Annotated in this window: 14 protein-coding genes; 10 read left to right on the top strand and 4 right to left on the bottom strand. The window is 66.7% G+C overall.

Features of this window, described 5'->3' with window-relative positions; translation table 11 throughout:
* The first annotated feature begins 42 nt into the window (after positions 1-42).
* From C1O66_RS15100 to C1O66_RS15090, 3 genes are all read left to right on the top strand, one after another.
* Entirely contained in the window at positions 43-501 is a 459-nt protein-coding gene (locus C1O66_RS15100) for a YeeE/YedE family protein (protein WP_102768636.1), read from the top strand.
* A gap of 36 nt (positions 502-537) precedes the next feature.
* Positions 538-975 (top strand): DUF6691 family protein, encoded by a 438-nt coding sequence (locus tag C1O66_RS15095; RefSeq protein ID WP_207795959.1) that lies wholly within the window; start codon positions 538-540, stop codon positions 973-975.
* A gap of 71 nt (positions 976-1046) precedes the next feature.
* A complete protein-coding gene (locus tag C1O66_RS15090; RefSeq protein WP_102768635.1) occupies positions 1047-2138 on the top strand; it encodes a rhodanese-like domain-containing protein in 1092 nt (363 codons plus the stop codon).
* Between the two features lie 401 nt (positions 2139-2539).
* Here C1O66_RS15090 and C1O66_RS15080 read toward each other — a convergent pair whose 3' ends face one another.
* The 3 genes from C1O66_RS15080 to C1O66_RS15070 form a co-directional block, all read right to left on the bottom strand.
* A complete protein-coding gene (locus C1O66_RS15080) occupies positions 2540-2953 on the bottom strand; it encodes a hypothetical protein (RefSeq protein ID WP_102768633.1) in 414 nt (137 codons plus the stop codon).
* 120 nt (positions 2954-3073) lie between these two features.
* Positions 3074-4135: a hypothetical protein gene (locus C1O66_RS15075; RefSeq protein ID WP_102768632.1), complete on the bottom strand. Its 1062-nt coding sequence runs from the start codon at positions 4133-4135 to the stop codon at positions 3074-3076.
* A gap of 76 nt (positions 4136-4211) precedes the next feature.
* The gene (locus C1O66_RS15070; protein ID WP_102768631.1) at positions 4212-6206 is read right to left on the bottom strand and encodes a peptidase U32 family protein; all 1995 of its coding nucleotides are present in this window, start codon (positions 6204-6206) and stop codon (positions 4212-4214) included.
* A gap of 137 nt (positions 6207-6343) precedes the next feature.
* Here C1O66_RS15070 and C1O66_RS15065 point away from each other — a divergent pair, with 137 nt between their 5' ends.
* The 7 genes from C1O66_RS15065 to C1O66_RS15035 all read left to right on the top strand — a co-directional run bounded on the left by C1O66_RS15065 (position 6344) and on the right by C1O66_RS15035 (position 12154).
* Positions 6344-7156, top strand: coding sequence for a DUF817 domain-containing protein (locus C1O66_RS15065; RefSeq protein WP_243392811.1), 813 nt, complete (start codon positions 6344-6346; stop codon positions 7154-7156).
* Between the two features lie 136 nt (positions 7157-7292).
* A complete protein-coding gene (locus tag C1O66_RS15060; protein ID WP_102768629.1) occupies positions 7293-7829 on the top strand; it encodes a GNAT family N-acetyltransferase in 537 nt (178 codons plus the stop codon).
* A gap of 141 nt (positions 7830-7970) precedes the next feature.
* The gene (locus tag C1O66_RS15055; protein ID WP_165794628.1) at positions 7971-8576 is read left to right on the top strand and encodes an AHH domain-containing protein; all 606 of its coding nucleotides are present in this window, start codon (positions 7971-7973) and stop codon (positions 8574-8576) included.
* Between the two features lie 15 nt (positions 8577-8591).
* Entirely contained in the window at positions 8592-9140 is a 549-nt protein-coding gene (locus C1O66_RS15050; RefSeq protein ID WP_102768627.1) for a hypothetical protein, read from the top strand.
* Between the two features lie 166 nt (positions 9141-9306).
* A complete protein-coding gene (locus C1O66_RS15045) occupies positions 9307-9735 on the top strand; it encodes a GntR family transcriptional regulator (protein WP_243392810.1) in 429 nt (142 codons plus the stop codon).
* Positions 9732-10679, top strand: coding sequence for an ABC transporter ATP-binding protein (locus C1O66_RS15040; protein ID WP_102768626.1), 948 nt, complete (start codon positions 9732-9734; stop codon positions 10677-10679). The genes C1O66_RS15045 and C1O66_RS15040 overlap by 4 nt, the downstream gene beginning before the upstream one ends.
* Before the next feature lie 2 nt (positions 10680-10681).
* Positions 10682-12154: a hypothetical protein gene (locus tag C1O66_RS15035; RefSeq protein WP_102768625.1), complete on the top strand. Its 1473-nt coding sequence runs from the start codon at positions 10682-10684 to the stop codon at positions 12152-12154.
* A gap of 18 nt (positions 12155-12172) precedes the next feature.
* Here the strand turns inward: C1O66_RS15035 and trxC are convergent, their stop codons facing one another.
* Entirely contained in the window at positions 12173-12595 is a 423-nt protein-coding gene (gene trxC, locus C1O66_RS15030; protein ID WP_102769670.1) for a thioredoxin TrxC, read from the bottom strand.
* Positions 12596-12687 lie beyond the last annotated feature (92 nt).

The raw sequence follows: 12687 nt of genomic DNA, 5'->3' as shown, positions 1-12687 counted from the left end.
ACTCGCCTCTCCTTGGTTTCTGGCTACTCTTTGCTTGCCCTCATGCAGATCGCCTGGTCTCAGTTCACCCCGCTCCATGCCTTGATCGGCGGCCTGCTGATCGGCCTGGCCGCGGCCTTGTTCCTGCTCGGCAATGGGCGCATCGCCGGCATTGCCGGCATCGTCGCCAGCCCCTGGCGGGCGCTGCGGCAGCGCGGCTGGGCGGGCCTGAGCGGCGCGCCGGAGCGCTCGCGGCTGATGTTTCTGGCTGGCCTGCTGCTGGCGCCCTGGGCCTGGCGCGTGTTCGCGCCTTGGCCGGGCCTGACGGTCGATGTGGGCCCGCTGGGCCTGGTGGCGGCCGGCCTGCTGGTGGGGGTGGGCGTGCGCATGGCCAATGGCTGCACCAGCGGGCATGGGGTTTGCGGGCTGAGCCGGCTCTCGCTGCGCTCTTTGCTCAATGTGCTGGTCTTCATGGCCGCCGGCTTCGCCACGGTGTGGCTGATGCGCCATGGCCTGGCTTGATTTATCGATGGATCGGCTGTTCTCGGAGCGACGCGTATGTCTGCATTGATTCGCCACCTCCTGGCTTTGGCCAGCGGCCTGCTCTTCGGCCTGGGCCTGATCGTCGGCGGCATGAGCGACCCGGCCAAGGTCAAAGGCTTTCTCGATCTGTTCGGCGCCTGGGACCCCAGCCTGGCCCTGGTCATGGGCGGGGCGGTGGCCGTGGGCCTCATCCCTTTTGCCTGCGCGGCCCGGCGCGAGCGCGCCTGGACGGGCGAAGCCATGGAGCTGCCGCCGCCCGGCCGCATCGATGGCCGGCTGCTGCTGGGCGGCCTACTCTTCGGCGTGGGCTGGGGCATCGCGGGCTTTTGCCCGGGGCCGGCCCTGGTCGCCCTGGGAGCTTTTGGCTCAGGCAGTGAAGCCGCCTTGATCTTTGTCGCCTCGATGCTTGCCGGCATGTGGTTTCATGATCGCTTTCTTGCGAGAGCAGCCTGAGCGATCGGCCGATTCCTCGCTGCATTCTCTTGAATCGCGCTTTCCACCAAGCCACACCTGGGGGTGTTTCCATGCTTGTCTTCCGTCAGCTTTTTGACCCTGTCTCGTCCACCTACACCTACCTGCTCGGCGATGCCGAGGCCGGCGAGGCGGTCTTGATCGACCCGGTGTTCGAGCACCACCGCCGCGACAGCGCCCTGCTGCGCGAGCTGGGCCTCCGCCTGCTGGCCACGCTGGACACGCATGTCCATGCCGACCATGTCACCGGCGCCTGGTTGATGAAGCAGAGCTGCGGCAGCCAGATCCTGTTGTCCGAGCATGCCGGCGCCAGCCCGGTGGACCGGCCGCTGCGCCATGGCGACCGCGTTGCCTTTGGCCGCCGCTACCTGGAAGTGCGCGCCACGCCCGGCCACACCAATGGTTGCCTGAGCTATGTGCTGGACGACTTGAGCATGGCCTTCACCGGCGACAGCCTTTTGATCCGCGGCTGCGGCCGCACGGATTTCCAACAAGGCAGCCCCGGCCAGCTGTTCCGCTCGGTACGAGAGCAGATCTTGAGCCTGCCCCAGACCTGCCTGCTCTACCCCGGCCATGACTACCGCGGTCTCACCGTCACCAGCGTGGCCGAAGAGCTGCGCTACAACCCGCGCCTGGGTGGCGACGCCAACGAGGGCGATTTCGCCGGGTACATGAACCACCTGGGCCTGCCCCACCCCAAGCAGATGGACATCGCCGTGCCGGCGAACTTGCGCTGCGGCCAGCCCGGCGCGCATGGCGCCGAAGGCCAGGACAGCAGCTGGGCACCACTGACCTTCAGTTTCAGCGGCATCTGGGAGATCCAGGCCGCCAGCCTGGCCGAGCGCCTGGCCGAGGCCCGCAGCGGCGCGTTGCAGCTGATTGATGTGCGCGAAGCCCCCGAGTTCACCGATGCCCTGGGCCACATCCCCGGCGCCCGCCTGCTTCCCTTGTCCGAACTCAGCGCCCGCATGGCCGCCGAGATCGACCCCGCGCGCCCCGTCGTCGCCGTCTGCCGCTCCGGCACCCGCTCGGCCCAGGCCACGGTGCTGCTGCAGAAATCGGGCTGCAAGCGTGTGGCCAATCTGGCGGGGGGGATGCTGCGCTGGCGGGCGGAGCGGCTGCCGGTGGAGGGTGGGGTGGATTGAGTTGCGGCAGTTAAGGTGGGGGCGACCTTTAAGTGACCCTCTGCCGCTTCGCACAAAGACGAGCACAGAACCTCAGCAGGCCCAACGACGGCACCTGATGCCGAGGAGGATCAGGAGCGAAACTTCTTTCTGCCCAGCATCACTGCAGCGGTGGCGCCAAGCATGCACGCAAGTGCGAGCAATGCGGCCATCGACGGCTGCCGACAGCGCGGGTTCTCAGCAAACAAGCCGTAGGCCCCCGCGCATTCCGAGAACGCCATGCTCCAAGACGAAACCACCCAGAGCAGGCACCATATCGAGCACGCCGCCATCAAGATGGCAAATAAGTAGCAGGCGTAGCGGAGGGGCGTTCGGTATCGCATTTGGCTGTGTGGAGCTTCAAATCAGCTCGGCTGTAGCGCTCACGCATCGCACTCATATTGAGACTGCTCCACCACAGGCGCACCGAGCTTGCCCAAAGGGATGCTTCCGCCACAAGTCGAGCGCGCAGCAAAAGCAGCGATTGCCCACGCAATGATCAGCAGGTAGCCAAGCGTGAAACGAACCGGCAAATAGCGCTCGGGAAGGCTGAGCAGCCAGATTGAAAGGCCTGTTGATGCGACAAACGCGGCTGAACTGAGGTCCTGGTAGGTCGAGACCTCCATTGTGTCCGCAAAGTGGCCGCCCAGACTTGTCACCAGGCTCAGCAGCCAAAACGGCAGCGTGAGCGAGAGCGCGAGGAAAACCCACCACGCAGCCAGGCGGACGACAGCCTGCATGCGCCGCATGACGAAAGACCTCGACGGATGAACATCCCTGCTCTGTGATTGGCTCATGGCTACCCTTCAAGCCCTTTCGCCGGCTCCGTCCGAAAAAAGACGGCGACAGGGGGCGGTCTCGAGTCCTAAGGGCTTTCAATCGGACGGCGCTTGCTCTCAAGCGCATCAGCGAACCCCTCAGAACGCCCCTCGCTCCGGCGCCTTCCCCCACGCCTCCGGCCTCGGCGACCACGATGCATCCGGCTCCCGCTCCAGAATCGCGCACACCGCCGCCCCCAGATCGATGCCGAGGTGAAGTTGAGCGGCTGCCGCGCCACCATCCGCCACGTCAGCGGCCAGCGCGAACTGGCGGAAGGTTTGCCAATCGGCGGCGAACTGCGACACCAGCACTTTGGCCAGGTCGTAGGACAGCTCGTTCCCCTCGTCGTTCCGGAGGAAGGACTTGCCGGACCAGAACTCTTGAATCTCCGCAGCCCCCCAGAACTTCAGATGGCGGGCATGCAAGTCCCAAGGGTTGCTTGGGGCTTGTGGTGGTGGGCACAGCCGCAGTTCCGTGTTGACGGCCAGGCCTTCGTTCAGCCACGCGGGGATGGACAAGTGGCTCAGGCAGGCGTGGGTCAGCTCATGTGCGATGACCGGCTCCACCGCGCGAAGGTCAGCTTTCACCGTCACAAAGTGGCCGCAGCCTCCGTCGATGTACATGCCGCTGCTGGCCGCAAACTCTCCGGCCTCGGGGTAGTAGTGCGCGACATAACGGTAGTAGCTGTCGTCATCATCGAAGACGATCAGGATGTCATGACCCCACTCTGGCGCTGCAGCCAGCCCCTGCAGCAGATGGACGATGCGCTGCACGGTCTTGTTCACGAAGCTCAGCGTCGCTGCCGCCACATGCTCGGGCAGGGTGGAGATCAGCAGGGCCGAGCCTTTTGATCGCAAGCGGTAGGCCGGCCCCAGGGCGCGGCAGAGGTTCTGCAGCCAAGCCTGTTCGCAAGCGGCCCATGCCTGCGCCTTGGCGGCCTCGGTGGGCACGTTGGCAATCCAGCGATTCACCGCGTCCCAATCCGTGAGCGGGAAGCCCCCAGCATCGATCAGCGCTGCCGACAGATCGAAAGGTTCAGCGCCCGGTGCGTGGATCACAGCTGGCGGCGGCGCCTGCGCATCTGTCTCCGCATCGGAGACAGCTCGCACTGCAGCTTTGTCTTTCGTGGTGCCGATCAGGGATTTCAGAAGTTTGAGCATGGGTGCGAAAGCGCTGAGTGCCTCGGGCGCGGATCTTGCCTGCTTCGGAGCCTGCCCATCGCCGCTCTTTCTTTCTTCACACCCTCGCCGCCGGCCTCGTCCGATAGAAGGTCATGGGCTCGGCCTTCAGCTGCTTGAGCACGTTCTTGCGCATGGCGCCGACCACGTGCATCTCGCAGGGCTTGCAGTCGAAGCGCAGAGTGAGGCGGTCGTCGCCATGCTGCAGCACCAGGGGCTCGGCGCGCACCGTGCCTTGCACGCCGGTCACGCCCTTGGCCTGCTTGGGGCAGAGGCTCAGGCTCCAGCGCACGCAGTGCTTGGTGATCATGAGGCTGACTTCGCCCAGTTCCTCGTGGCTCTCGTAGGCCGCGCCAACGAGCTTGACGCCATGCTTGGCGTAGAAGGCGGCGGCCTGGCCGTTGTAGACATTGGCCAGGTAGCTGAGCGTGTCCTCGGGGTAGGGCACGGGCGGCTCCACCGGCCTGGCGCGGGGCAGGCGCTCGAAGGCTTGGGCGCGGGCTTCTTCGAGCGCGCTGACGGCCTCGCGGCGCAGCTGATTGACCAGGGAGGCGGGCAAGAAGCAAGTGCTCTCGCGCCAGGCCAGGCGCACGCGCCGGGCTTCGAAGATGGTGGTGCCCAGTTTGCCCAGCTGGTCCTTGAGCGTGGCGTCGGCCTGCTTGGCATCGCGCGCGGGTTCGTGGGCATGCTGGACGCGGGCCACGCCGCGGTGACCGTCTTCGTCCTTGAGGCTGAGCTCGAAGCCGGGCTGGCCGTCCACCCAGGTCTGGGCCAGGCTCAGATCCACGGCGATGCGGCGTTCGGCCGAGGGCTTGGCGAGCAGGCGCTCCCAGGCCATGTCGCGGTTGCGGCTGAGGGCCAGGTCGCGGCGCAGATCCTTGAGGTCCGCCACGCTTTGGGCCTCCTGGTTGCCGTGCAGATTGGGCGTCACGCGCCAGCGGGTGCCACCCAGCGGCTCCACCGTGTTGATGGGCACGCCTTGCAGCTCGCCCTGGCGGTCCCACCAGGTGAGGGCATCGCCGTTGTTGAGCGCAAGGGTGGCGTCGCCGGTGTCCACATCGAAATGCTGCTCGGCCACGGCCACCACATGGCCCACCGGCAGGCCGGCGTGCTTGGGGCTGTCGAAGGCGCCGATGTCGATCTTGCGGCCGTTGACGAAGTAATCAGTGCCGCCGCGGTTGAAGCCCTGCTCGGGCTGCGGCGTGAAGGTGAAGCGGCAGCGCCCGCTGCTGCTGCGGCGGTAGTCGCTGCGGCGCTCCATCAGCCCGTCCAGCAGCAGGCGGTAGTGGGCGGTGACGTTCTTGACCGTGGCCATGTCCTTGTAGCGGCCTTCGATCTTGAAGCTGCGGATGCCGGCATCGGCCAGCAGCTCCAAGTTGGCGCTCTGGTCGTTGTCCTTGAGGCTGAGCACATGCTTGTCGTGCGCGATCACGCGGCCTTGCGCATCGGTCACGGTGTAGGGCAGGCGGCACTCTTGCGAGCAGTTGCCGCGGTTGGCGCTGCGGCCGCTGTGGGCATGGCTGATGAAGCACTGGCCGCTGTAGGCCACGCAGAGCGCGCCGTGGATGAAGAACTCCAGCGTGGCCTCTTGCACCTGGGCGCGGATGGCGCGGATCTGGCCCAGGTCCAGCTCGCGCGCCAGCACCATCTGCGAGAAGCCCACGTCTTGCAGAAAGCGCGCCTTCTCGGGCGTGCGGATGTCGGTCTGGGTGCTGGCGTGCAGCTGCAGCGGCGGCAGGTCCAGCTGCAGCAGGCCCATGTCCTGCACGATCAGCGCATCCACGCCGGCCTCATACAGCTGCCAGGCCTGGCGGCGCGCGCCTTCTAGCTCATCGTCGCGCAGGATGGTGTTCATGGTCACGAAGATGCGCGCGCCGAAGCGGTGGGCATGGCGACACAGGCGCTCGATGTCGGCCACGCTGTTGGGCGCCTTGTCGCGCGCGCCGAAACCGGGGCCGCCGATGTAGATGGCGTCGGCGCCATGGTTGATCGCTTCGATGCCGATGTCGGCATCACGGGCCGGAGCCAGGAGTTCGAGTGGGTGGCATTGCATGATGGGCGCGATTTTAGAGAGTCGGCTGCGGCTAAGCTGCGGGCTCAAACCCTGGCTGCCGCGACGAGAATGGCCTCATGACCCAGCACCCGAACCCCCCGCCCCGCGCCGAGCCTGGGTGCCCTGATGAGGTGAGCGTGCGCGAGCCCAGCCCTGGTTCGGGCCGGCTGCGCCTGTGGGTCTGGGAGCTCTGGGGCTTTGTGAGCAAGGAGGCGCAGGCCTGTCTGTTCGCCGGCCTGTTTTTCGCGGCGGTTTTTTGCGTCCCGCGGGCGGGCTTGTGGAGTCTGCCTCGCTATGACCTGCTCTTGCTGATTGCCTTGCTGATCCAGGCCGGCATGGTGATCAGCGGGCGCGAGTCACGCGATGAGCTCAAGGCCATCGGCCTGTTCCATGTGCTCGGCTTTGCGCTCGAGGTCTTCAAGACCTCGGCGGCGGTGAAGTCCTGGTCGTATCCCGACTTCGCCTACACCAAGCTCTTGGGCGTGCCCTTGTTCGCAGGCTTCATGTATGCAGCGGTGGGCAGCTACATCATCCAGGCCTGGCGTCTGTTGCAGCTGCGGGTGCTGCATCACCCGCCTTACTGGATGGCGGGTTTGATGGCCTTGGCGATTTACCTGAACTTCTTCACCCAGCATTTCTGGGTGGATGTGCGTTGGTACCTGGCCGCCGGTGCCCTGGGTTTGTATGCGCGCAGCCAGATCCTGTTCCGGCCGCAGCAGCGAGAGTTGCGCATGCCGCTGTGGCTGGGCCTGGTGCTGGTGGCATTTTTCATCTGGCTGGCCGAGAACCTGGGCACCTTCTTTGGGCTGTGGTCCTATCCGCACCAGCTCGGGGCTTGGGCGCGGGTGCATATGAGCAAGTGGAGCTCCTGGAGCCTGCTGGTCTTGATCAGCTTCACCTTGGTGGTGCAGCTCAAGCACATCCGTCAGCGGGTGCAGGTGCCCGACTGATTGGAGGCGGCGCTCCACCGCCGCGCGCCGCCAGCGCCGACAATCGCGGGCTTCGCCAGCGCGCGGTGGCTTGGGTATGCCCTGGCGCCGCGTGTCTCGGCCTGATCGATGTGTGCCTGTTTGTCTTTTTTGATTGATGTCTTCGTCGTCCCCGTATCTGATCCGCCCCATGCAGCCCGCCGACCTGGCCGAGGTGCTGCGCATCCAGGCCGCTTGTTTCACCGAGCTGGTGCCCGAGTCCGAGGCCTCTCTGGCGGCCAAGCTGCAGGCCGCGCCTGAGCATTGCTGGGTGGCGGAAGGCACCTCGACCGCAGGCTTGGTGGCCTATCTGTTCGCGCTGCCGTGGCGGGCCGAATCGCCGCCGCCGCTGGATGCCCTGGAGTGCGTGCTGCCCGAGCAGCCGGACTGCCTGTATCTGCATGACCTGTCGGTCGACCCCAGGGCGCGCGGCACCGGCCTGGCGCAAGCCTTGGTGCAACGATTCCTGGCGCGCCTGGAAGCCAGCGGCCTGGACCGCGCCTGCTTGATCGCGGTGCAGAACTCGGCGGCCTTCTGGGGGCGTTGGGGTTTTCTGCCCTCACCGCTGGGGCCGGATCTCGCGGCCAAGCTACGCAGCTACGGTCCGAATGTGGACTATCTCGAGCGCCGCATGGGCGTGGCGCTTTCCATTTGAGATTCCGCGGGGTGCAGATGTAACCGGGCGTTAGCCCGGCCTGCCGCGCCCGGCTCGCATGGCACACTTTGCCCGCCTCTTTGTGGAGGCGCTGCGGCGCTTGGCTGCGGCCTTTGCCCTGCAGCCATGGAGGAGGCAATCTTGGCTTCGAACCACCCCAAGCTGGCGCCACCGGCCACGCTCACGGATCCTGCCGAAGGCATGATGGATCTGACCACCCGCATCAATCAGATTGCGGCCAATGACCGCCAGGCCAACAGCTACGAGATTCGCAATGCGATCGTGCTGGCGGAGAACAAGCAGCGGGTGCGCTACCAGAATGGCGTGACCGAGCTGCCCATCTCCGCCCAGCAGTTGCTGGCCCATGCGCGGCGCACCGACTACAACCACCGCCGCCGCCTGGCGAGCAATCTGGTGACGCAGTCCGGCAGCCCGCGGCCGGCGCAGGCCTGCGCCCACCACATCGTCGCCCTGCGCGATGAGCAGGCCGAGCCCTCGCGCAAAAAGCTGTTCGATTGGTTCATCGCCATCAACGACGCCGACAACGGCGTGTTCCTGCCGCGCCGCGCGGGCCAGAGCTTGGCCGGCCATCCGGCCGCGCCGCAGCACGGCCCGATCCACACCGCGCTCTATCATGCGTCGGTGTATGCGCGGCTGCGCCTGGTGCCCAAGACCGAGGCCCAGACCGGCCGGTCGCGCCTGCGCGGCATCAAGGCCGATTTGCTGGCCGGTGTCTTTCCTTGGTGAGTTGGGGGCGCTGAGATGGCGATTTGGGAACTGCGTTGTGCCGCCGTGAATGAGTTCGCCGTGCTGGTCTCGCGCGATTACGACAACATCGAAGAACAGCTGTTCGACACCGACGGCACGGCCAAGGATTGGCAGGACCGGCCCCGGGTTGGCTATGTGGTCGAGCCGCGCAAGAAGCAGCAGAAGCCGCGCGCCGATGTGGGCCTGCTGGTGCCCGGGGCCTTGGTGCTCAATGCCCGCGCGCGTGAGGCCCTGGGGCCATTTCTGAGCCCCTTCGGGCAGATGCTCGAGCTCGATTGCGAGGGCGAGCCCCGCTGGTTCTTCAATGTGACGCAGCGCCTGGACTGCGTCGATCTGCAGCGTTCGCAGCGCTTTGACGATGGCGGCCTCCGGCTGGAGGCCTTCGACGAGAGCCGCCTGCCGGACACCGCCCTGGTGTTCAAGGACCCGTTGACCGCGCCGGTTCGCATCTACGTCAACGAGGCCGGCAAGCAGGCCCTGGAGGCCTTGGTGCGCGAGGCCGGCCTGAGCGGCCTCGAGTGCGGGGCACCGCGGCCCTTGTAAGTCTCTCTTCGGCTTCGGGTTTCTTCGCGGCTCCGACGCGGCGCCCCCGGCTGGTGAGCTGGCTGCATCGATGGCACTTGCACAAGTCCGCCTAGGTGTACTACGATACTAGTACACGCTGACAGCGAAACCTGCTGCGGCGTGTGTTCGACACGCCGGAGGTTCCTTGTCGCCCCCTGATCCCCACGATCCCGACCACAGCCCGTTCGCCTTCCGCATCAACACCGGATCGACCGAGCCCATTTACCGCCAGATGGTCGAGCAGCTGCGCCGTTGCGTGGCCAGCGGTCAGCTGGTGGCCGGGCAGGAGATGCCCTCGGTGCGCGAGGTGGCCTCGCAGCTGGCCGTGCATCCGATGACGGTGTCCAAGGCCTACAGCCTGCTGGAGGCCGAGGGCTTGCTGGAGCGCCGCCGCGGCCTGGCCATGCGGGTGGCGGCCCAGCACCAGAAAGCCCAGCCGCGGGCCGAGCGCATCGAGCTCTTGCGCCCGGTGCTGAGCGAAGCCGCGGCCCAGGCCCGCCAGCTGGAGCTGCCCGCCGCGGCCGCCCTGAAGTTGTTTGAATCCATTCTTCTCCAAGAGGGAGCGTCCTCATGAGCGCAGTTCTTGTGTCTACTTCTTCTTCCTCGTCGGCCTCGGCGCCTGTTTTGGCGGCGACCGATTCGCTGGATGGCTCCGCCAGCCTGACGGCCGATGTGCGCGACATCTCGCTGAGCTACGGCTCGAAGGCGGTGTTGCAGCAGCTGAGCTGGCAGCTGCAGCCCGGCCAGGTGGTGGGTCTGCTGGGCCGCAACGGCGCCGGCAAGACCAGCTTGCTGGAGGCGCTGCTGGGCCTGCGTGAAACCCAGTCTGGCCAGGTGCAGCTGTTCGGCCAAGCCGCCACCGCGCTGGACGATGCTGCCCGCGCCCGCATCGGCTATGTGCCGCAGCACAGCGATCTGTTCGAGGGCTTCACCGCGCGCCAGCTGCTGGCCTACTTCAAGAGCTTTTACCCGCGCTGGAACGAGACCAAGGTCGAGGGCCTGCTCTCGCGCTGGGACATTCCGCGCGACCAGATGATCTCGCGCCTCTCGGGTGGCCAGCAGCAGCGCCTGTCCATCATCCGCGCCTTGGCCCATGAGCCCGATCTGCTGGTGCTGGATGAGCCCGTGGCCAGCCTGGACCCGGTGGGCCGGCGCGACTTCCTGCGCGAGCTGGTCGATCAGGTGCTGGACCGCGGCACGACGGTGGTGTTCTCCACCCACATCCTGTCGGACCTGGAGCGCGTCGCCTTCAACCTGGCCTTTTTGCAGCAAGGCCGCATCGCGGTGCAGGCGCCGCTGGACAGCTTGCTGGAAGAGGTGCGCCTGGTGCTCGGCTCCAGCACGGCGATCCAGGCTGTGCTGGCCGGCGGCAGCGCCGAGTTGCTGCGCCGCCAGACCCAGGCCGATGGCCGCGAGCGCTGCCTGCTGCGCTTTGCGCCGGGCCAGGCGCCGCAGGACGGGCCGGGTTTGAGCGTGCAGGCCCTGAACCTCGAAGACCTGTTTGTGGAGCTGACCTGATCATGGGCGCGCTCTGGTCGCAATACCGTCCGCTGCTGCTGGCGCCGTGGCAGATGCAGCGCAATGCCTCGCTGCTGGCGTTCTACATCGGCTGGGGTTTGAGCGTGCTGGGTTTTGGCCTCGCCCTGGGCATCAGCTTCTGGCTGACACGCCCCGAGCTGGCCTGGCGTGTGGCCGTGGTGGTCGCGGCCTGCGTGGTGGCCGTGCCTTGGTATGTCGTTTTCAACGGCTTGCTGGTGCAGAACCACCCACATGCGGCGCGCCTCGTGCCCGGTCATGTGCGGCGGCTGAAATCCGTGGCCGTACTCAGTTACCTGCTCACCACAGCGATCTGCGCGGCCTTGTTGGCGAGTCAGTTTCCCGGCGGCGCGATTTGGCTCGCGGGGATGGCCTTGCTGCTCTTTCTGTTGGCTCTGTGTTCACGTTGGGTGCAACTCTGGTTCTGGGGCACTTTGGTGCTGTTTCTCATGCCTTGGTGGGGGAAGTTCATGCCCGTGATGATTGTTTGGAGCACGCTGCTGGACTGGCAACAGCAGGCGCCCTGGAGCTTGAACCTGCTCGCGCTCTTGCTGCTCCCCCTGGGCCTGGCCAGCCTGTTCCAGAGTGGTGGCTCGCAGCACAGCCGGCAATTCCAGGCGCGCCAGAAGTGGCGCCGCCTGTTCGAGTCGCAGTCCCTGGGCGTGGCCTCGCATGCCGAGATCAATGCGCCCCTTGACCACCTGGGTCAGGTCTTCCGCTGGATGCAGCCGCTGTGGACGCGCCGCTTGATGCGGCAGGCCCGGCCCACGCCGGCCAGCGTGATGGCGCGCATCGATCTGGTCAGCCTGGGTCAGGCGCACTGGACCTGCCAGCTCAGTTCGATCACGGTGATGCTGGGCTTGCTGATGCTGGTGTTTGCCACCATGGGCTGGGGTCAACCGGAGTTCTGGCAGGGGCTGACCCAGCACGGCACCATGGGCCTGTCCTTCGGTTTTGCCAGCATGTGCCTGGGCGTGCTGCTGACGGTGCCGGCCAATCTGCACCGCAGCCGGCGCGAGCAGGCCTTGTTGATTCTGCTGCCCGGCGCACCGCGTGGCCAGGTCTTGAACCGCATGTTGGCACGTCGCCTGCTGAGCCAGCTGATGTGGGCGGTGGGCATTGCCCTGCTGCTGTGCGCGGCCTTGCAGCAGTTCCCAGGGCCGCAGTCCTTGAGCTGGTTGGGTGTGCACCTGTGTTTGGCGTATCTGGTGTTTGGCTGCACCGTGGTGCTGCGCGATTGGTCGCGCGAGCGCCCGCCCAACAGTCACCGCGCCCTTCTGCCCTTCGGCGCGGCTTCCGTGATGGTGCTGGCGCTGCAGGGCCTGCAATGGCTGGGCCTGCCCATCCTGGCGCAGATTGGCCTGGTGCTGCTGCTGGTGCTGGCTCTTGCGCGCTACCGCTGGCAGCGCCTGGTGCTGGCTTCTGCGCCGGCCATGCCGGTGGGCCGTTGGGCCTGAGGGCCCCGGGAATGTGATTCAGCCGCGCTGCTGAATCCAGCCCAGGATCTGCGCGGCCGAGAGTGCGCCGCTGATGCGCTGCAGCTCCTGCCCGCCCTGCAGCTGGATCAGGGTGGGGATGCTGCGGATGCCAAAGCGCTGCGAGAGCTGGGGTGCCTCGTCGCTGTTGACCTTGACGAGCAAGGCCTGACCCTTGAGCTGGCGCGCGGCGGTGGCGAACTGCGGCGCCATCTGCCGGCAGGGGCCGCACCATGGCGCCCAGAAATCGACCAGCACCGGCAGCTCGCTGCCGCTGACGACGCGGTCGAAATTGGCCTCGCTCAGCGCCAGCACCTCGCCGCTGAGCAGGGCTTGGCCGCAGCGGCCGCAGACCGGGTCTTGGGCCGCGCGCTCGTCGGGCACGCGGTTCTTGCTCAGGCAGTGGGGGCAGGTGATCAGCATGATGCTCAGTGACGTGAGGCTGTGCGGGCTCATTTCAAGCCCCGCACAAGACGGTGTAAGAAATCCTGCCGACCGGGGACTGCCTGAATCGA

This window comes from Paucibacter aquatile, from assembly GCF_002885975.1.
Lineage (GTDB): Bacteria > Pseudomonadota > Gammaproteobacteria > Burkholderiales > Burkholderiaceae_C > Paucibacter_A > Paucibacter_A aquatilis.
The sequence above is the reverse complement of the archived record's forward strand: the minus strand, read 5'-3'. Positions and strand labels throughout refer to the sequence as shown.